23 protein-coding genes are annotated in these 19726 nt (G+C 51.2%); 17 read left to right on the top strand and 6 right to left on the bottom strand.

Annotation, left to right across the window (positions count from 1 at the left end; all coding sequences use genetic code 11):
• Window positions 1-29 precede the first annotated feature (29 nt).
• Genes Q8O77_RS17185 through Q8O77_RS17175 form a run of 3 tightly spaced genes read left to right on the top strand, consistent with a single transcriptional unit; the run spans window position 30 to window position 1722 of the window.
• Window positions 30-278: a YkoF family thiamine/hydroxymethylpyrimidine-binding protein gene (locus Q8O77_RS17185; RefSeq protein WP_305556154.1), complete on the top strand. Its 249-nt coding sequence runs from the start codon at window positions 30-32 to the stop codon at window positions 276-278.
• Entirely contained in the window at window positions 275-904 is a 630-nt protein-coding gene (gene pnuC / locus Q8O77_RS17180; RefSeq protein WP_305556151.1) for a nicotinamide riboside transporter PnuC, read from the top strand. The genes Q8O77_RS17185 and pnuC overlap by 4 nt, the downstream gene beginning before the upstream one ends.
• Window positions 856-1722, top strand: coding sequence for a phosphotransferase (locus tag Q8O77_RS17175; RefSeq protein WP_305556148.1), 867 nt, complete (start codon window positions 856-858; stop codon window positions 1720-1722). Before pnuC ends, Q8O77_RS17175 begins: the two co-directional genes overlap by 49 nt.
• Here the strand turns inward: Q8O77_RS17175 and Q8O77_RS17170 are convergent.
• Window positions 1717-1899 carry a MerR family transcriptional regulator gene (locus Q8O77_RS17170; protein WP_305556145.1) on the bottom strand — a complete coding sequence of 61 codons (183 nt, stop codon included), beginning with the start codon at window positions 1897-1899 and terminating at the stop codon, window positions 1717-1719. The genes Q8O77_RS17175 and Q8O77_RS17170 overlap by 6 nt on opposite strands.
• A gap of 190 nt (window positions 1900-2089) precedes the next feature.
• Here Q8O77_RS17170 and Q8O77_RS17165 point away from each other — a divergent pair, with 190 nt between their 5' ends.
• From Q8O77_RS17165 to Q8O77_RS17130, 8 genes are all read left to right on the top strand, one after another.
• Entirely contained in the window at window positions 2090-4213 is a 2124-nt protein-coding gene (locus tag Q8O77_RS17165) for a S9 family peptidase (protein WP_305556142.1), read from the top strand.
• Between the two features lie 154 nt (window positions 4214-4367).
• Window positions 4368-5177, top strand: a complete 810-nt coding sequence (locus tag Q8O77_RS17160) for a DUF4198 domain-containing protein (RefSeq protein WP_305556139.1) — start codon at window positions 4368-4370, stop codon at window positions 5175-5177.
• A gap of 30 nt (window positions 5178-5207) precedes the next feature.
• Window positions 5208-5816, top strand: coding sequence for a hypothetical protein (locus Q8O77_RS17155; protein ID WP_305556136.1), 609 nt, complete (start codon window positions 5208-5210; stop codon window positions 5814-5816).
• A gap of 27 nt (window positions 5817-5843) precedes the next feature.
• Complete coding sequence (locus tag Q8O77_RS17150) at window positions 5844-8177, top strand: TonB-dependent hemoglobin/transferrin/lactoferrin family receptor (protein WP_305556133.1); 2334 nt, start codon at window positions 5844-5846, stop codon at window positions 8175-8177.
• A 68-nt stretch (window positions 8178-8245) separates the two neighbouring features.
• Window positions 8246-8935, top strand: coding sequence for an energy transducer TonB (locus Q8O77_RS17145; protein WP_305556130.1), 690 nt, complete (start codon window positions 8246-8248; stop codon window positions 8933-8935).
• Window positions 8932-9660, top strand: a complete 729-nt coding sequence (locus Q8O77_RS17140) for a MotA/TolQ/ExbB proton channel family protein (protein ID WP_305556127.1) — start codon at window positions 8932-8934, stop codon at window positions 9658-9660. Before Q8O77_RS17145 ends, Q8O77_RS17140 begins: the two co-directional genes overlap by 4 nt.
• A complete protein-coding gene (locus Q8O77_RS17135; protein WP_305556124.1) occupies window positions 9661-10071 on the top strand; it encodes a biopolymer transporter ExbD in 411 nt (136 codons plus the stop codon).
• An 83-nt stretch (window positions 10072-10154) separates the two neighbouring features.
• Complete coding sequence (locus Q8O77_RS17130; RefSeq protein ID WP_305556121.1) at window positions 10155-11990, top strand: hypothetical protein; 1836 nt, start codon at window positions 10155-10157, stop codon at window positions 11988-11990.
• A 59-nt stretch (window positions 11991-12049) separates the two neighbouring features.
• Here Q8O77_RS17130 and Q8O77_RS17125 read toward each other — a convergent pair whose 3' ends face one another.
• Window positions 12050-12682 carry a hypothetical protein gene (locus Q8O77_RS17125; RefSeq protein ID WP_305556118.1) on the bottom strand — a complete coding sequence of 211 codons (633 nt, stop codon included), beginning with the start codon at window positions 12680-12682 and terminating at the stop codon, window positions 12050-12052.
• Window positions 12683-12831: 149 nt separating this feature from the next.
• Here Q8O77_RS17125 and Q8O77_RS17120 point away from each other — a divergent pair, with 149 nt between their 5' ends.
• Window positions 12832-13122: a hypothetical protein gene (locus Q8O77_RS17120; RefSeq protein WP_305556115.1), complete on the top strand. Its 291-nt coding sequence runs from the start codon at window positions 12832-12834 to the stop codon at window positions 13120-13122.
• A 34-nt stretch (window positions 13123-13156) separates the two neighbouring features.
• On the opposite strand, the gene Q8O77_RS17115 is transcribed toward Q8O77_RS17120, so the two are convergent.
• A complete protein-coding gene (locus Q8O77_RS17115; protein ID WP_305556112.1) occupies window positions 13157-13732 on the bottom strand; it encodes a TetR/AcrR family transcriptional regulator in 576 nt (191 codons plus the stop codon).
• 212 nt (window positions 13733-13944) lie between these two features.
• Between Q8O77_RS17115 and Q8O77_RS17110 the strand changes: the two genes are divergently transcribed.
• Complete coding sequence (locus Q8O77_RS17110; protein WP_305556109.1) at window positions 13945-14334, top strand: RidA family protein; 390 nt, start codon at window positions 13945-13947, stop codon at window positions 14332-14334.
• Window positions 14335-14424: 90 nt separating this feature from the next.
• Here Q8O77_RS17110 and Q8O77_RS17105 read toward each other — a convergent pair whose 3' ends face one another.
• Window positions 14425-15927, bottom strand: a complete 1503-nt coding sequence (locus Q8O77_RS17105) for a S10 family peptidase (protein ID WP_305556106.1) — start codon at window positions 15925-15927, stop codon at window positions 14425-14427.
• A gap of 258 nt (window positions 15928-16185) precedes the next feature.
• Between Q8O77_RS17105 and bfr (Q8O77_RS17100) the strand changes: the two genes are divergently transcribed.
• Window positions 16186-16659: a bacterioferritin gene (bfr, locus tag Q8O77_RS17100; RefSeq protein WP_305556103.1), complete on the top strand. Its 474-nt coding sequence runs from the start codon at window positions 16186-16188 to the stop codon at window positions 16657-16659.
• A complete protein-coding gene (bfr, locus tag Q8O77_RS17095) occupies window positions 16660-17127 on the top strand; it encodes a bacterioferritin (protein WP_305556100.1) in 468 nt (155 codons plus the stop codon).
• A gap of 34 nt (window positions 17128-17161) precedes the next feature.
• Here bfr (Q8O77_RS17095) and Q8O77_RS17090 read toward each other — a convergent pair whose 3' ends face one another.
• Together Q8O77_RS17090 and Q8O77_RS17085 are read right to left on the bottom strand one after the other, a co-directional pair.
• Window positions 17162-17530 carry a hypothetical protein gene (locus Q8O77_RS17090; RefSeq protein ID WP_305556097.1) on the bottom strand — a complete coding sequence of 123 codons (369 nt, stop codon included), beginning with the start codon at window positions 17528-17530 and terminating at the stop codon, window positions 17162-17164.
• Between the two features lie 32 nt (window positions 17531-17562).
• Complete coding sequence (locus Q8O77_RS17085; RefSeq protein ID WP_305556094.1) at window positions 17563-18024, bottom strand: hypothetical protein; 462 nt, start codon at window positions 18022-18024, stop codon at window positions 17563-17565.
• 97 nt (window positions 18025-18121) lie between these two features.
• Here Q8O77_RS17085 and Q8O77_RS17080 point away from each other — a divergent pair, with 97 nt between their 5' ends.
• Together Q8O77_RS17080 and Q8O77_RS17075 are read left to right on the top strand one after the other, a co-directional pair.
• Window positions 18122-18730 (top strand): superoxide dismutase, encoded by a 609-nt coding sequence (locus Q8O77_RS17080; protein ID WP_305556091.1) that lies wholly within the window; start codon window positions 18122-18124, stop codon window positions 18728-18730.
• On the top strand, window positions 18727-19617 hold the full coding sequence (locus Q8O77_RS17075) for a ZIP family metal transporter (RefSeq protein WP_305556088.1): 891 nt from the start codon (window positions 18727-18729) through the stop codon (window positions 19615-19617). The genes Q8O77_RS17080 and Q8O77_RS17075 overlap by 4 nt, the downstream gene beginning before the upstream one ends.
• Window positions 19618-19726 lie beyond the last annotated feature (109 nt).

The following is a 19726-nucleotide window of genomic DNA, read 5'->3' as shown; positions in this document are numbered from 1 at the left end:
GCCCGTGATCACCTATTAAGGAGTGTGCTATGCAATTATCAGTTGAGATCAGTAAGTACCCGTTAGCAGAAGATTATATTACGCCGATTAAAGGTTTTATTGCCGAGCTGAACAAGTACCCGGACGTAACAGTGCTTACCAATACCATGAGCACTCAGCTGTTTGGCGACTATGATGCGGTAATGCAGGCGCTGCAGGCCTGTATTAAATGGTCATTTGAGCAGTATGGCAAGGTGGTATTTGTTTGTAAGTTTATTCACGGTGACCTGCGGCCATGAATGAACTGCTAAGCCAGGCGATACAGCAATGGCAGCTGATGCACAGCATAGAGCTGGTAGCAACCTTGCTGGCGCTGGCTTATGTGATTCTGGCATTAAAACAAAGCCTGTGGTGCTGGCCGGCCGCGCTGTTAAGCACCATATTATTTACCCATGTGATGTGGCAGTCGGCGTTATTATCTGACGCCTTATTGCAGCTGTATTATGCCGGCATGGCACTATATGGCTGGTGGCGCTGGCAACAACTGAAGCAGGGCAGCGCCGGCGCACGTGGCCCGGTGTATGAGTGGCCCTGGCAGCGTCATGCCTGGTTAGTCGCCGTTACTGCTTTGGCGGGGCTGGTACTGGGCGCCCTGATGGCTAATTACACCCACGCTGAATTTGCTTATCTGGATGCGCAAACCACGGTATTCAGCGTAATGGCCACCTGGCTGGTGGCGCGGAAACTGGTATCAAACTGGTTGTATTGGGTAGTGATAGATGCGGTATCCATTTACGTTTATGCGCAAAAACATCTGTATTTCCTCACTGGCTTGTTTATGCTGTATACGGTTATCGCTATTGCAGGGTACTTTATTTGGCGCAGTCATTATCAGCAACAGCCGGCAGCGAGATTGAGCGTGTAACGCGGTTATGTCGGCGGTTGGAGTTTTTTGTCGCCAGGCCACCGCTACAAGTAAGGCCGTTATCGCACGGCGAAAGTAACCAGAGCTATTATGTCAAAACGGCGCAGGGCGAATATGTACTGCGCTGCTATCCGGCTGATTCTGCCGTATGTCGCCAACAGGAACTGCGCTGCCAACATGCCGCCGCCGCCCTGGGCCTGGCCCCGGCGCCTTTGTGTTTGAATAATCATTATCAGGTTATGCTGAGCGACTATATCAGTTCCGGCCAGCCATTTGATTATCAACGCTATGGCAGTGCCGCGTTATTGTCGACTTTGGCTGCCTTTCATCAGCTAAACGTACAAACGGCAGTGCTGGAACCGCGCAATTACTTGCAGCAACAGTTAGCCATGTTGCCGGAAACGGTGCAGGCAGCTCCTGCAGTATTGGCGCAGCTGTACCACGCGGCGGCAGCATTAGAAAGCCAGACAGCAGATATCGTATTGTGCCATCTGGATTTGCATGCCGGTAATCTACTTTGGGCACAGCAGCGGCTGTGGCTGCTGGATTTTGAATACAGCCAACTGGCCGACAGCAGCCTGGATCTGGCCGCGCTGAGTTTACACTTTGAACTGGATGCAGCAGAAGAGCAGCGGTTGTTAAGCCAATATACGGCTTGTCGTGGTGCTACAGAATTAATGCCGCAGTTGCAGCAAAAAATACTGCCGGCAAAACAGTTGTATAGCGGCTTTTGCTGGCTATGGTATTTAAGTTTACCCGATGCGCAAGCGCAGGCCGCTTACTGGCAGCACAGAATTGAGCAATTAACGGCGTTATAAGCCGCCTAAGCGCTCGGCCAGAGTTTTGTAGCGTTTTACGTCTTCTTCACTGAACATTGGTTTGCCGTTGGCATCTTTCTCTGCCGGCACCAACAAGTTTTCCCGGGCTAATCGTTCTACTCTTATAGTTTGCACGCCCAGAAACTCAGCTACCTGGTCGACGGTCATTAACGCCATGCTATTTTCCTTATCTCTAATAAACTTAGAAGTAATAGCTTAAAATCAGCCATTTGTGAATAGCAGTTTGACAACACTCAGCGATATTTACTGCCAAACATACTCAGTTACACTTTTTTGCCGTGGCACTGTAGGTTGAATGTTTTTATTATGTTAATTTCCTGCAGTTAAGATCAGGAGAAACGCAAAAATGTATAAAAATTACCTCGCCCTGTTATTGGGTGCCAGTTGTTTCAACAGCTATTGCTTGAGCGCCGCTGAAATCAGCGCGCCGCTGGCAGTACAACAACCTTACACCGTAGCCTCGCCAAACGGTGACCGGCAAGACCCTTACTACTGGCTGCGCGATGACAGCCGCACCTCGCCCACGGTGCTGGATTATTTGCATCGCGAAAATGACTATGCCAACAGTTATGCCAGTGCCTATCAGCCGCTGAGCGATAAACTGACAGCCGAAATTATCAGCCGCATTAAACAAGACGACAGTTCAGTACCTTATACCAAGGGCGATTACAGCTATTACAGCCGCGTTGAAAGCGGCAAAGAGTACCCGATTTATGCCCGCAAAGCCTTAGCCGATGGCACCGAGCAAATCATGCTGGATGTAAACGAGCTGGCCAAAGGCAAAAGTTATTATGCGGTATCTAACTGGCAGGTTAGCCCGGATCAAAACTTTATTGCTTATATGGAAGATGACAGCGGCCGGCGCCAGTACACGTTGAAAGTACGTGATTTACGCAGTGGTAAAGATTTACCTGACCAACTGAGCGGCTTGTCGTCCAGTCTGGCCTGGGCCAAAGACAGTAAAACCCTGTACCTGGTAAAAAATGATCCGGTAACCTTGCTCAGTACCCAAGTGCTGCAGCATAGCCTGGGCAATGACCCGGCGCAGGCGCAGCTGGTATACGAAGAAAAAGACAACAGCTTTTATATGGGCGTCGGTAATACTACCGATGATAACTATGTGGTGATCTATACCAGCAGCACGGTTTCAAGCGAAATGCAGGTTATGGATGCCAGCAAGCCGGGCAGCGCATTTAAAAGCCTGGCCCCGCGTGAGCGCGACATTAAATATCGCGCTGATCATTTGAACGGACGCTGGATTATCCAAACTGACTGGCAGGCACCTAACTACCGTATTATGGCGGTTGCTGCCGATAACATTGGTGACCGTACCCAATGGCAACCGTTGGTTGCGCACCGCGACGATGTGTTTATTCAGGACTTTACTGCCTTTAACAATTACCTGGTAATTAACGAGCGCAGTGATGGCTTACGCCGGATGAAAATCATGCCCTGGGCCGCACCGGCAAAATCGGTTTATATTGCCCCGGATGAAGCCGCTTACGTTACCGGCTTTGAGATTAACCCGGAACAAAACACCGACTGGCTGCGTTATACCTATACCTCGCTGACTACCCCGGCCAGTGTCTACCGGCTGAATATGCAAACCGGCGAAAAGCAGCTGTTAAAACAAACCGAAGTGCCCGGTGGCTTTGATAAAAACAACTACGCTACCGATCGGGTATGGGCCACCGCGCGCGACGGCGTAAAGGTGCCGGTATCCTTGTTGTATAAAAAAGACTTTAAACGCGATGGCACAGCGCCGCTGTATCAGTATGCCTATGGCTCTTATGGCGCCTCAATGGATCCGTCGTTTCGTGCAACGGTATTGTCGCTGGTAGACCGCGGTTTTGTTTATGCTATCGCGCATATTCGCGGCGGTCAGGAAATGGGCCGGCATTGGTATGAAGACGGTAAACTGCTGCACAAGATTAATACCTTTACCGACTATATCGACGTAACCGACTATTTGGTAACCAACAACTATGCGGCCAAAGACAAAGTATTTGGTATGGGCGGCAGTGCCGGCGGCCTGCTGATGGGCGCGGTAGCGAATATGGCACCAGAGAAATACCGTGGCTTAGTGGCGCATGTGCCTTTTGTCGATGTGGTTACCACTATGCTGGATGAAAGCATTCCGTTAACCACCAATGAGTTTGACGAGTGGGGTAACCCGAAGCAAAAGGCCTATTACGACTATATGCTGTCGTACTCACCTTATGATCAAATCAGCAAGCAGGATTATCCAGCCATGCTGGTCACCACCGGTTTGCATGACTCCCAGGTGCAGTACTTTGAACCGGCAAAATGGGTTGCTAAGTTACGTACTCACAAAACCGATGCTAACCCCTTGCTGTTTAAAACCACGATGGAAGCCGGCCACGGTGGTAAATCCGGCCGTTTTGCCCGTCAGGCGCAAACGGGTGAAGAGTATGCCTTTATTCTTAACCTGCTGGGTATAACAGACTAGTCTGCCTTAGCGGTACAACTGAACCGGGCCTGTGCCCGGTTTTTTCTTACCTTAAAGCATGTAAATAAGATCAATTATCATTTGCAACTAATTCTCAATTAGATTAAAGTGCGGCTCGAAAGTTAATAAGAACTATTATCATTAAGGAGCCGTTATGTCGTTGCCGCTTAACCGTGCCATTTTAGTTGCCGCTATGCTGGGGGGCAGCTTTGCCGCCCATTTTGCCGCACAAGCCCATGTGCCGTATTTGCAGCCTGCCAGTTTTGAACCGATCCGTGGTGGCTGGGTAAGCCTGGACGCCGCCTTTGCCGACCGCTTTTTTATTCCCGAAGTCGCCTTTGATAACAGCAGTTTCAGTGTGCTGACACCCGCCGGCACAGCTGTTACACCAACATTAGTGCAGTACAGCCATACCCGCACTACGGCAGAGCATCAGCTAACCGACGATGGCACTTACCGTTTCAGTACCGGGCTGCGTTACGGCGCGACCTTTCATACCTATGAGCAAAACGGTGAGCGCAAAAACAGCCGCGATGAAAACTTCGTGTTACCGGCCGGGGCTAAATCTATTGCGCACTTTCAGGCAGTAACCCGGGCTGAAACCTACGTTAGCAAAGGTGCGCCAGACCATAGGGCGTTACAACCCGGTGGCGAAGCGCTGGAACTGGAGTTTCTCAGCCACCCGAATGATCTGTACAGCGACAGCACCTTAAGGGCGCGTGTGCTGTTTAACGGCAAGCCGCTGCCGCAGCAGGCGGTGAATGCCTACTTTGTGGAAGCCGACGCGAATGATGAAAAAGTGACACATCAACTGACTACCGATGCCGCCGGTATTATCAGCTTTGTGCCGGCAAAAGCCGGTACTTATTTGCTGCTAAGCCGCTACCGTGCCGATGCGCCGGCCGGCGCCAAAGTTCCGCAATACAGTTACAGCTACAGCGTCGTGCTTGAAGTTACCCAATAGCGCTCACCCGTTACCGCAGGAGTTTTACTGATGAATAAACAGCATTTATATACCACGTTGTTTTTGGCCCTGAGCAGTGCCTACCTTAGCGCCTGCAGCAGCTCTGTTGCCGCAGACAAACCGCGTTTAGACGAAGCACAGCAACAGCAACTGGCTGCCGAGCGCGCCGGCCATTTACGCCAAACCCATGTGCGTTTTAATGCACTGGATAAAGATGAAGACGGTTATATCAGCCGCGCAGAGTTTAACCGCTCCGGTGATTTGGCGTTTGAGCGCATGGACACCAATAAAGACGGCGTGTTATCCGCCGCCGACCCTAAACCGGCGCCGCGTGGCGAGGATACCCGCTCTGAGCAAACCCGCACAGAGCAAGCCCGGCAACAAGCTCAGCGTGCAGCACAGCCAAGGCGTGAGCGGCTGCTGCAAATGCCGACTACCCATTCAGTTGACGGCATGCTGGCGATGTACGACAGCAATAACGATGGCGTGGTAAGCCGCGCAGAGTATGAACAAGGCCGCGCGAGCCAATTTGCCGGCGTTGACGTTAACCGTGACGGTGTATTGAGCTACGACGAATATGTCAGTGAATTTGCCGGCTGGCTGGACCAACAAATTGCCCGTACAGTAAAAGCGCAGTAACGCCTGCCTCAGGAGAACAGCTTGTTTATGAAAAACATGTCTATGCAGTACCCCTTATTGGCTTTGGCCATCAGCAGTGCCCTGGCGGCAACAACGGCTGAAGCCGTGCAGGCAGAAACCGCAACACCGGAGCTGGACACCGTATCGGTAACCGCGCAGGCGGTGCAAACACAGGCCAACAGCAAACAAGCGCAGCAGCTTAGTGCTACTGAGCTGCAACAACAACAGGCACAAAATATTGCCGATGTGGTGCGCTTTGTACCTGGTGTTACCACCACCGATATGGGCCGTTTTGGCAGTAACGGTTTTAATATCCGCGGCCTGGATGGCGACCGGGTTGCTATTACCGTCGACGGTTTAGCACTGGGGGAAACCCTGGACCCGCCAACCTTTGTTGCTTACGAGTTTTTCCGCTCGGCCCGCGGTGGCGTGGATATTGATGCGTTAAAACAGGTAGAGATTATTAAAGGCGCTGATGCTATTGCTGCCGGTAGCGGCGCTTTGGCCGGCGCAGTGTTGTTTGTTACCAAAGATCCGGCCGACTATCTTGCGCCGCAGGGCGACGACAGCCATCTGGGGTTAAAAGCTGGTTTCAGCGGCTTAAATGATGAAACCTCGTTCAGTACTACAGTGGCGAACCGCAGCGGTAAGCTGGAATCCTTGCTGGTGTACACCCGAAGGGACGGCGAAGAAAACCGCAGCGCCCGCTCCGGCGAAAATATCAGCGGTGCCGGTCGCACCATTGCTGATCCGCTGGATTACAGCAGTGATAACATTCTGGCCAAGTTGCAGTATCAGTTAACTGACCGTCAGCGGCTTGGCTGGACCGGTGAATATTTTAACCAAAGCAGTGAGCTGGATAACCAATCCAGGCTGGACAGCACCTATTTATCGCGCCACGGCGATGATGACATTGAGCGCAAGCGCTTTGGCCTGCAGTATGAGTGGCTGGCAGCGCAAGCTTTTGCCGATAGCGTAAATGCCACCCTGGACTACCAGTCCAATTACACCAATGGTGTCACCAGCATGCTGACCACCGGCTGCAGCGGTGAAACTAACGGCGAAGTATCGCCCTGCCTGCGCAGTGAAGATCGCGATTTTAAACAGCAGCAACTGAAACTGGCGGTAGCACTGGATAAAGAACTGTTTGGTAACACTGTGCAGCAGCAATGGCTGTATGGTGGCTCAGTTGAACAGCGTAAAGTGGAATACTCTGCGATAGACCGGCGTTATATCGGCCAGACTGACGAGCAGGCCAGCCCGCCGGTAATTGACCCGGATCAGGTGCCTGAAACCGACGTAACGGCAATAAGCCTGTATGCCCGCGACGTTATTAAGCTGGCTCCGCGCTGGACATTAAGTCTGGGCGGCCGCTTTGATACGTTAAAATACAGCCCGCAGTTTGACGAGCAATACGCCGATAATACCGATACGGTCAGCGATGTCGATTTCTCTGCCTTTACCTGGCAGAGTAACCTGACCTATCAGCTGAGCACTACACAGCAAGTATGGCTGCAAGCCGGGCGGGGTTTCCGCGCACCGACGGTAGCAGAAATGTATTCACCAACCTCGCTTATCAGCCGCACCGAACAGGCTAGCGGCGTAGTGGTAGATGACTTATGGAGCAGTATTGCCAACCCGGATCTAAAAGCGGAGCGTAGCCTGAACCTGGAAGCGGGTTACCGTTACCAGACCGATAAGCTGTTACTTGGCATATCGGTATTTAACGATCAGTACAGCGATATGATTGACACTGTTGCCCGGGTGCAAAACCCCGATGTGGTGTATGAAAGCTGTAGCCGTGGCGTTTGCACCGAGTCACAGGGCAACCAGTACAACACCATTGAGAATATTGGTGAAGCCGACGTAAAAGGCGTAGAGCTGGAAGCGCTCTGGCGCATCAGTCGTGCCGTCAGTTCGCGTCTAGCTTATTCCTGGAACGAAGGTGAAAAAGAAAACGGTGATCCGCTGCGCAGCATCAACCCGGCTTCTGCCGTATTGGGTTTGCGCTACGACGCGGCCAACTGGGATCTGACAGCGAATATTACCCACAGTGCGGCAAAAAAAGCAGCAGATGCCTACGATTCAACAGAAAGTGCATTTGAAGCTAAACCCTATTTAACCGACAGCTACACCGTAGTCGACTTAATGGCCAACTATGATATCAGCCCGCAGTGGCGCTTAAGTGCCGGTATTTATAACCTGTTTGACGAAGAATACTATCAATGGCAACGCGTGCGTTTCGTTACCAACTGGGTAGGCAGTGGGGTGCGTGGCGGTGTACTGCCCGGCGGTGAAGGTTTGCAGCGTTACAGCGAACCCGGCCGTTACGCCAAACTGGCTATCAGCTACAGCTTCTAGTGTTTTCTCCCGCCGCTATGCAACCGCTGGCGCAAAGCCTTCCCCCTGCTGTTAAAGCAGGGGGCTTTTTGTTTACGTTGGGCAGCGTATTAGCCGCACATTTATTGCCGCTGTTGTGGTATTTGACGGCAAACAGCAGCAGCGCGGTAACCGTAACGCCGCCGCTGTTAACCGGGGTATTTGTGCAGCAACCGGCCTCGCAGGCCGCCCCAGCTGCGCAACAGGCCGCGCCGCCAAAGCCTGAGCTAAAGACGCAGCCAAAGCTAAAGCAAACGGAGGTTAAACACCTTAGCGCGAAGCCAACTAATGTCAGGCCCGCTGCAGCCAAAGCGGTTAAGCCGGCAGAACCTGCCGTACGTCAGATGGCGCCTGTTACTCAAGCCGAACCCGGGCCGCCGCCGGCCGGCGTTGCCACCCCCGTGGCCGCAGCAAAAGACAGTGCCGCTGCCAGCGCGGTGCCGGTGTCGGCCCCGGTGCTCAACGCCACGGCGCACTATAACGCTCCACCGCACTATCCGCGCTTATCACGCAAATTACGTGAACAGGGTACGGTTGTGCTGGAGCTTACTGTGCTGGCCAGCGGCAAGGTAGCCGACGTAACCGTGCAGCAAAGCAGCGGTTACCCCAGATTAGACAAGGCGGCGTTGTCGGCGGTGCAGCACTGGCGCTATCAGCCTGCACAGTGTGCCGGCAAGGCAATAGATTACCGCTACCGCCAGCGGATAGAATTTTCCTTAACCGAAGGAGTGAAACAATGACAGCATTAGCAGATAACCCCTATGGCCTGGCAACACTGTGGGCGCAGGGCGATTGGGTGATCAAAGGCGTGGCAATCTTACTGCTGTTAATGTCCGTCGCCAGTTGGAGCGTGATTCTCTGGCGCAGCCTACAGCTGTGGCGCCTGCGCCCGGCCAATAACGCTTCACGTGACTTTTGGCACGCACAAAGTTTTGCCCAAGGCCTGCAGTTATTGCAACCCGGCAACAGTGCCAGCCCGTATCGCATGTTGGCAGAAGAAGGCCTGGCGGCAGTCGATCATCACCGGCTGCACAAAGCCGATTTACACGGCCAGCTTAGTTTAAATGACTGGCTCAGCGCCTGTTTGCGCAATGCTATTGACGACAATGTTCAACACCTGCAGCGTGGCTTGCCGGTGCTGGCGTCGGTGGGTTCAACCGCGCCCTTTATCGGTTTGTTTGGCACTGTGTGGGGCATCTATCATGCCTTGGTTAGCATAGGTGTATCCGGCCAGGCCGGTATTGATAAGGTAGCCGGCCCGGTAGGTGAGGCATTAATTATGACGGCAGTAGGTCTGGCCGTCGCCATACCGGCGGTGCTGGGTTATAACGCGCTGCAACGGGCCAATAAAGGTGTTATTACCCGGCTTAACCGCTTTGCCCATCAGTTGCATGCGTATTTTCTAACCGGCGCGGCGCCTAAAGCCAGTGTCAGTGTGTTAACCAATAAGCAGGAGAGTGCGTAAATGGCGTTTTCTGTTGATTCGCCGGATGATGACATCATCAGTGAAATTAATATGACGCCGTTGGTGGATGTGATGCTGGTACTGCTGATTATTTTTATGATCACCATGCCGGTATTAACTCAATCGGTGCTGGTGGAGTTGCCCCAAGCCAGTGCAGAGCCCACTACGACACAGCCCGACAGCATCGCCATCAGCGTACTGCGCGATGGCACTGTGCAGTGGAACAGCGAGGCGGTAACAGCTGAGCAACTGCAGCAAAAGCTGGCGCAAATAGCGCAGTTACCACAGCAACCACCGCTGCAGTTAATGGCCGATAAAGCGGTACAATACCAGCATGTGCTAACGGTAATGGCGCTGGCACAGCAGTTAGGTATTACCCAATTGGGGTTTGTTACTAAGCCGGTTGAATAAGTTATGCAGCATATAGCTGATTGATAAAATACTGTGTATTATTCTTTGCTTCTGTAAAGGATATAAACATAAAAGAGGGAATAATGCGCGCTTTAACAGGGTTATTATTGTTAAGTATATTGTCTGGTTGCGGAGGTTCTTCCGGTTCAGATGATACAGCTAATACCACAACCAATACTGCACCGGTGCTTACCGGGCAGCTTAGTCTGCAATTAACTGCCGCCGCTGCCGGTAGTGTGAATTTTGCTTTGTTGGATGCAGAAAATGATCAACTTACAGTCAGTTACACCAATAAACCCGATTGGGTTGAGGGTACGCTGAGCAGTAATCAGTTGCAGTTAACAGCGACACCGGACTTTTTCAGTGTAGGCGCACATCAGTTTGAGGTGCGGGTATCGGATGGTAAGTTGCACTCTGACTATACCATTACATTGAATGTGGCAGACGACCCGTCGAAATGGGTTGAAATTAGCACGCCTAAAGTGGATTTTGTCGGCCAGTGGGCATTGGATAACGGCGACAGCTTGCATCTGTATGCCAATGAAACCGGGCGTTACCTGGCTGCAGACGGTGATGTGTTTGATTTGGTTTGGTATGGCATGAATGGCTATATTGAAATCAGCTCGACGCAGGTGAATTGCGTCTCAGACGAGTGTTATGATTATTTTGAAGTCTACGTAATCGCCACTGAAGAAGGCAGAAAACGTTTGGTGCTGGAGTCAGACGAGGAAATGCTTGCTGTTACAGTGACGCCTTATAATACCAAGCCATTGCAGGAAGGTTTGTATAGTTTAAATCATTTAGCAGTAGATTATGTGTACAGTATCGATGGTTCAAGTGCACATATTTATGCTCCGTTTAAGTTTATGGTGTCAGGAAGTAGTTTAAATTCGTGGGCCGAGATTGAAACGCAGCTTACAGCAGATGGGGGATTGCAGGCACAAAGCAATATTGATCAGTTTACGATGAACCTCTATCGCTACACTACCGATGATTATGTCAATATTGAATTTGGGGTTAATTTTGTCGTTGGTGAAATATTGCCATCAGCTGACGGGCGTTTAACCATTCAATACCAACTTTCTTTCGTGCTTAACGACAGCACTGTTGATCCGCAAGATTTTGACGGTATGACAGAAGCATTAGCACAGCCTTATACCGGACATCTCGAGCTTGGCTTAAATGAACAATTGGCGGTGCCACAATTTGTTTTAAATACATCATATTACGCATCATTCAGGCTAAAACCCGACTTTGATGGCCAAAATATGTTATTCGGTGGTAGCGAAGTGTTGTTCACCAACAATTCGCAAGGTGTAGCACGTTTTAGTGTGCCACAGGCTTTTGCACAGCAAGAAAGTGAATTTGATTGGACTGTTGACGGTCAGCAGCTGGTTATCACTTTAGCTGGTGAAGTTTATCGCTACCGGTTTATTCAGCACCCGGTAAATGGGCTTAGTATTGTTGACCAGAATAACCTGTATTCTCCGCTGCTGGTTGCAGAGCAGCAATACAATGCGCAGGCGTTAATTGGCAACTTCTTAACCGAGCAGTATGTAAACGTGACGCCTTATTACCATAATATTTTTGCAGATAATACAGCGTCGTTGTTTAGTAATAGCAAAGATGTATATGGCTACAATTACAAGTCCTATAAATGGCAGCAAGAAAACGACGGTTCTGTCACGTTTGTATACAGCGCAGCCTGTGGCGATGAGCAGACGTTCAGCCAGTGTGCAACAGAGTTGGAGCAACGGCTGGCAGATGGTGAATATGTAACCGTCAATTATCGGAACTTCAAAGTCATCAAGCAAACTGAGCGGGAAACTTTTATCCAGTCCAGTTATGACTATCGCAATCGCTCGTATAACCAGAGTGTGCAAAGTGTGTTGCGGTTGATAAACGTGCCGCTGCAATAAAAGTGTTTTAACGCCCTGCGAATTCGCAGGGCTTTTTTTCGGTTTAACATTGATCTGGTTTATTGTTGCAGTTGCTCTGCTAGCGCAGGCAACAGTTGCTGCCAATTGTGGTTAAGGATATGGCACACATCAAAATCAGCCACCTGCTGCATGGCAATACCGGCCAATTCAGCCTGCTGTGTTAAAAACCGCTCTGCGGTGCGGCTGTCTTCCAGCACTATTTCTACCCGGCCTTGCAACATCAGGCCAAACGCTTGTTCGTCACTGTTAACCAGTACTCTTACTCCGGCAAATTCCTGCTGCTCTGCCATCTTAAAACCACGAATATGGCTTATCAGCAAATCGCTGCGCTGTTGCCAGTTAGTCAGCTTTTCTGTCGATAAACTGTAGGCATTTAGCCGTAAGGTATCTAAAGGTACCGGCACCACCAGCAGTTCAGCATGTGTTTCATCTAATTGGCAAATGCGGAACAAATCAGCATCAATCAGCCCGTCTTTTAATAGCCGGAAGCGTCGCTGCGACGGCAGGGCAATAAACTGTGGTTGATAACCCAGGGCGGTATAAGCCTGCGTCAGCTGTTGCTGCAGCTTTTGCCGCAACGCGGAGTCACCCAGCGGCATGCCAATACGCACCGGTTGCGCCAAAGCACAACTACAGGCCAGTAACAGCAAAGCAAGCACAGATGGTTTCACACAGACGCCCGGGATAAGCAGGTAAACAGAGTATAGCCAAGGATTTGAGGGCTGGAATTGCCGGCCACATAACCGGTAAAATGGCTGTTGAAACTCAGCGGCTGTCTGCCCCTGAGTTAATCACCGGTATGTAATAAGGGTCTTTTTAAATGAGTGGAACCTCTCGCTTTGTATTCGGGGTGCGTCGTTTTCTGGCGGACCTGTCTTTTGAGATTTTTCTGTATGCCGGCTTAATTTCTGCTGCGGTGATCTGGTGGCAGACCGGATCTGTGTATGCTGCTATTGCCGGCTTTGTTGTGGTAACTGCAGTGCTTGGCACGGCTTCATACCACTTGATTGGTGCAAAGCAAGCGGATGGTCAAAAACGCTCCTGGCTGCCGCTGCTTGGAGTGGTAGGTGTTATTGCCGTCGGTACCTTGTTAGCTTATCTGTGGCAGTGATTCGCCTAATCCAATAGCAACAACAAGCTCGGAACTAATAGCCGGCAGGGGCCTTCAGCAAACCGGATGCTAACAACCTGAACGCTTCAACAGCTTTGGCGGTAACATCTTCCGGCGAGGCACTGGCGGCAATCCACAGCGCGGCATTCAGTGCCGCACCACTCAGTAGCCGAGCCGCGGCTTCGGCATCTACCGTTTTTAATACACCTTGTGCCATCAGCTGCTCCAACTTCTGTCTGGTGGCCTGCAGGCAACTGCTTTGACTGGGCCATTGCGACGGGTCGCCCAGTACAGCCGGGCCATCAAGCAATACAATGCGCTGCACTTCAGGCTCAAGTGCCATGCGGATATAGGCTGCGCCTTCGGCCAACAGCGCTTGCCAGTCGTCTTTTTCCTGCGCGCCAATGTGTTGGGCACGCTGTGCCATATCAGAGTCTATCTGATCGACCACCGCCGCCAGCAGCCCGCGTTTGTCACCAAAATTGTGATACAGCGCGCCCCTGGTTAAGCCTGCTTCTGCCGTTAGCTCATCCATAGATGCTGCGGCATAGCCTTTTTCGGCAAAAGCTTTTCTTGCCGCGGAGATTAGCTTGGCGCGATTATCTGCCATTGTTACAGCGCGTCGGTTCAATGGTTTATCCTTAATGTCACATACGTGTCGTATATTAATTTGACATACGCTGCGTATAACTGTAGTTTATATACGCGGCGTATGTTTGTTTTTCTCTGTGTATCGTATACCAGAAACAGCAGCCGCTTGTGAAGAGCCGCAGTGCATTGTTGTGGCTGTCTGGCCTAATTATCTAACCTGAGGTGAAAACTATGTCCAAGCGCGAAGCTATTTTCCCTGCCAACCGGCATGCACTGTATGAAGAACACGGCTACTCTGCCGCCATCCGTTCCGGTGATTTACTGTTTGTTTCCGGCCAGGTCGGCAGCCGTGCTGATGGCAGCCCGGAACCGGATTTTGCCCGCCAGGTTGAGCTGGCATTTGACAACCTGCAGGCTACGCTGGTTGCTGCAGGTTGTAGCCTGGATGATATTGTGGATGTCACAACCTTTCATACTGACCCGCAAAACCAGTTTGATACCATTATGCAGGTGAAGCAAAAAGTGTTTCCTGCTAAGCCTTATCCAAACTGGACTGCGGTTGGTGTTACCTGGTTGGCGGGGTTTGATTTTGAAATCAAGGTTATTGCGCGTATTCCGTAGCGGCATACCGTTGCGCCACCGGCTTAGCGCTGAAATGAAAACCCCTGCACTGCAGGGGTTTTTGTTATACAAAACTGTTTTATCACGCTATCAGTATTTGGCTGCTACACCTTCGGCCGGTAAAGCGCCGAGGATAAACTCGCGCAGATCGTCGTTCGACTTTTTCAGATCTTCACGGCGCAGGTACATCATATGGCCGCTGCGGTAGCCCTTAAAGCTAAGGCGATGTTTCATTTTACCGCTTGGGTCCAACTGCCACATATTGTATTTGCCGTCGAAATAGTTGGTGGCGCCATCAAAGTAGCCCGACTGTGTCATTACTTTAAGATAGGGGTTTTGTGCCATCGCCTGGCGCAGGTTCTCGCCGGTGCTGTCGTCACTTCTGTCCCACGGGTGCACCGGGCCGAACATATTGTATTTAATGTCGGTTTTGTAATTCAGCTCATTCCGCAGGTAGTAGTTAATGGCCGGGGTGAACGAGTGCAGCCAGGATGTCAGCTCAGCGTTATAATCCGGCTTGTCACCGGCATCGCGTTTATCAATACCTAAGTAGCGTGAGTCCAGCCGGCCAACGGTTTGGCCGCGGTCGCGCAGCAGTTCTTTCCAATAGAAGTTGGTGGGGATATCCAGGTTATTTTGCAGCACGGCCTCAACGGAAAGGCCGGCATAAGTGGCCACTTGTTGCGCTACGCGTTGTTTTTCTTCCGCACTTATCGCATTGCCTTTGGCCAGCGCCGGTAAATACTGGTTTAAGGTGAAGGCTTCTACTTCCGGCAGAATGTCGTATAAATCTTGTTGCTGCAGCTCGTTGCTCAGCTTTTTATGATACCAGGCAGTAGCGGCAAAATACGGCAGGCGGTTAGCGGCTTTTACCGGGCCGGCGCGCTCTATGCCTAAATCGGTAGGTGATACCAGTACCACGCCGTTTAAGTACATCCACTGCTGGTTCTGCAGTGCCAGCGCTAAACCGGATACGCGGGTGGTACCGTAGCTTTCACCAATTAAAAACTTCGGTGACTGCCAGCGCTCATTACGGCTTACAAAGGTATTGATCCACTCGGCCAGGTATTTCACATCGGCATTTACGCCAAAGAACATTTTTTGCTGCTGCTCTTTTGACGGCATTTTGCCGTCTTTGCCCGGTAACACGCGCGAGTAACCGGTATTTACCGGATTAACAAACACAATGTCGGCCACGTCGAGCACGGAATAGGGGTTAGTTTTTACGCCGTACGGTTGTACCGGGTAGCCCTCGTCGTCAATTACCAGCGATTTAGGTCCGGTGTAGGCGACATGCATCCATACCGAGGCAGAGCCCGGGCCACCGTTAAAGGAGATCAGCAGCGGGCGTTTGCTGCGATCTTTAATATCGCTACGCTTATAATAGGTATAAAACAGCGTGGCAGTAGGCACGCCGTCTTCATCCCACACCGGCTGGGTACCGGTAGTGGCGCTGTAGCTGAAACGCTTGCCGTTGACTTCGGTTTTATGTTCGCTTACCACAGTGCTGTCAATTTCTATCTGGCGCTCAGTGGCCATTAAAGCCGTGCTGCAAAGCAATAGCAGCAGGGCAAAAGGTTGAAACAGTTTCATCGGACCCCCGGATTATTATTATAAAAAATATTATCGTTGCTCTGTGTAGCGCAAAATGCGCTTAAATACAAAAGGCTTGAGACCAGCCGACGAAAAAACGCTGCCATATACCTCAGCGAAAACGGGAAGCGAAACAAGTTAATAACGCGAATTGTTATCAGTAGTATGCTGTTGAATTTAAACATAATTTTGCTTAAGGCAGCTTTTTACTCTACACTTGGCAACATATTTTCTGCTTAGATAAACAAGGTTAACGCAATGAAAGGCAATCCACAGGTGCTGTCAAAACTGAACGAGGTGCTGACAGCTGAATTAACCTCGATTAATCAATACTTTTTACATGCCCGTATTTATAAAAACCGCGGTTTAAAAGCGCTTAACGACGCCTGCTATAAAAAGTCGATTAAAGATATGAAGCAGGCCGATGAGCTGATTGAACGCATCTTAATGCTCGAAGGCTTGCCGAATTTACAGGCACTGGGCAAGCTGCGCATTGGTGAAGACAGCGAAGAAATGCTGCAGTGCGATATGGATTTTCAGCTGGAGCAACTGCCGTTGCTGCGCGCTACCATAGCGCTGTGTGAAGCAGAGCAGGATTATGTCAGCCGCGATATGCTGACAGAAATACTGGAATACGAAGAAGAGCACCTGGACTGGCTGGAAACGCAGCAGCATCAAATTGGTATTATGGGGCTGGCAAATTACCTGCAAGCGCAGCTGGGAGGCGAGTAAATGAAAGGCAACAACAAGATTATTGACGCACTGAACGTACTGCTGGCCAATGAGCTGGCGGCAATGGATCAGTATTTTATTCACTCGCGCATGTACCACGATTGGGGTTTGCATAAACTGTTTGAGCGTATCGACCACGAGTTCGATGATGAAAAAGGCCATGCATCCAAACTGATTGAACGCATTATCTTTTTAGAAGGTGTGCCGGATATGAGCAAGCGTGATGCTATTCACGTTGGCAAAGATGTACCGGCCATGCTGCAAAACGACTTAAACGTGGAATACACGGTGCAAAAGCTGTTAAAGCAAACCATGGCACTGTGTGAGCAAGAGCGGGATTACGTTACCCGCGCCATGCTGCAGCAGCTATTGGATGATACCGAGGTAGACCACGCGCACTGGCTGGAGCAACAGCTTAACCTGATTAAACTGCTGGGTCTGCCCAACTATTTGCAATCACAGATGTAACTGCCGGCTGCAATCGCAGTTGTAATATATGTTTTTAGTTACATGCAAAACACTGTTTTAGTTTTGCATGTAACGCCGCCAGTTCAGTCTGGCCCTGCGGCTGACAACGATACAGTCTGGTAAGGGCTATCAGCGGCATATACAGCATATCCAAACACAGACGTTTTTGCTCGTCGCTATGGCCGGCATCTACCGCCGCATCGGCCAGAGTAAACAAGGCATAACGCAAACACCATTCCTGCAACAGGCTGTTGCGTTGCAATGCCAACTGCGTGGCCAGCCGGCAACAGCAACCGCAATAATCAGACACCAGCCGGTAGTAATCGCAAGGCTGCACATCACTTTGTTTTAACAGCCGGCTAAGACGGCTGAAATCCTGCCACAGTGCGGTATCGATCAGCATAAAGGTTCACCCCCGGTTTCAATGTTAAACAGTTAATGCAGCGCGCGCGATGCCGGCAGCGTATGCGGCAATACAGCGTAAGGCGCCGTCGGCGCAGCCAATTGACTAAAGCGGCACAGCTCGCGGCGCAGGTTACAGCTTTCGCGCAGCAGGGCGATATTGGCCGGGTGCGCCGGCGGAATTTGTTGCTGCAGCTGTATTACTTGCTGCAAAGCACGGTTTAAGGTACTGAGGCAACGGCGCCAGCGCTGTTGCCTGGCATAGGTTTCGGCCAGATTTTGCACACTGATGGATAAACAGATGATCAGCAGCGCGGTGCCGTCCTGATTGGGCGCTAAGGCCGGGCCGGCCAACCTGGCTTCATATTGTGGCCAACTTTGCGCCAGCAGCAGTGTGGCTTGCTGGTATAAATCGGCGGCCAGTGCGTAATGGTCGTGGGCAAAGGCGCTGTTTGCCTGACGAATAATGTGTTTCCAGTGTTCTATTGCATCCATATCACTCACCCTGTCGGAAGTCCGGTTAAAAATATGGCTTGTTTTTCACTTAAATGCAAATGATAATGGTTATCATTAATAAATTAAGGAGCGCATTATGCCTTTTACCCTGCCGGATTTACCTTATGCCTATACCGCATTGGAGCCGCATCTGGATGCCTTAACCATGCAAATCCACCACAGCCGGCATCATCAAACCTATGTCAACGGCTTAAATGCGGCGCTGCAAGGCAGCACCTATACTGACTGGTCGTTAACGCGTTTACTGCGTGAAATACACACCCTGCCACAAGGGTTGCAACAGGCGGTACGTAACCATGGTGGCGGCCATGCTAACCACAGCTTGTTCTGGCAGGTGATGGCACCGGATGGCGGTGGTGAACCGCAAGGACAACTGGCACAGGCAATACAACAGGCTTTTGGCAGCTTTGCCGAATTTAAACAGCTGTTTATTCAGGCGGCACTAAGCCGCTTTGGCAGCGGCTGGGCGTGGTTGGTCGCAGATGCAGAGGGTAAATTGGCGGTGAGCAGCAGCGCGAATCAGGACAGCCCGCTGATGGACGGCCTGACACCAATACTGGGACTGGATGTGTGGGAGCATGCTTATTATTTACAGTATCAGAATAAGCGGCCGGACTATGTCGCGGCTTTTTTCAATGTAATTAACTGGCCACAGGTTGCACAGTGGTATTCGGAGCAGGCATGAGGTTATCGTTGTTGCAGTCGCCCTGGCGCAGTGGCCGCAAGCTGTCGGGGGCGGCCATTGTATTGCTGGGCACCGGCTATGGCTTGCAGCAGCTGGTAATGCTGATGCAACAGCAAGCTAATGTGCGCTATGCCTTTTATGCCGGTATGGTGGCCGCTGCAGCCACCGCTGCCGGCGCTGTGCCGGCCTTGTTTATGCGGCGGTTATCGCAAAAGCTGCTGGATGTAATGTTGGGCTTTGGTGCCGGTGTGATGCTGGCCGCCTGCATGTTCTCGCTGATCGTACCGGCGCTGGCCTTATTAACCGACAGTGGCGCGTCGCCCTGGCGCAGCTCCGCCAGTGTGGCGCTGGCTATTTTGCTTGGCGGTGCCTTTATGCTGCTGCTGGAGCGGTTGGTACCGCATCAGCATTTTATTAAAGATGAAGACCGGCTGCGCGGCCAAACTCTGCGCCGCAGCTGGCTGTTTGTGTTTGCCATAGCGCTGCACAATATCCCTGAAGGTTTGGCCATCGGCGCTTCTTTTGCCGGTGGCGACACCGCTGCGGCTACAGCTTTGGCTACCGGCATATCGGTGCAGGACATTCCCGAAGGGCTGGTGGTGGCGATGGCGTTGTTGGCGGTGGGGTACAGCCGCGCACTGGCGGTAGCTATAGCAGTATTGTCTGGTTTAACTGAGCCGGTAATGGCGATTATTGGGGCCGCGGTGCTGGGCGAGTCCAGCCTGTTGTTACCCTGGGGTCTGGCATTGGCCGCCGGTGCCATGTTGTTTGTCATAAGCCATGAAATGATCCCGGAGTCACATCGGCAGGGCCACGAACTGGCTGCTACTAATGGTTTAATGTTGGGCTTTGTCTTGATGATGTTATTGGATACCGCCCTGGGCTGACAGTGAAAACGGGCATTATTGTTACTACTAAAGTGTTTATGTAATTAATTTGATTTGTTTAAATAAAATTCTTGCTTATTTTGTAATGTGAAATGAATATGTACTGCTA

Origin of the sequence: Rheinheimera sp. (assembly GCF_030690345.1) — a bacterium.
GTDB lineage: Bacteria > Pseudomonadota > Gammaproteobacteria > Enterobacterales > Alteromonadaceae > Alishewanella.
The sequence above is the reverse complement of the archived record's forward strand: the minus strand, read 5'-3'. Positions and strand labels throughout refer to the sequence as shown.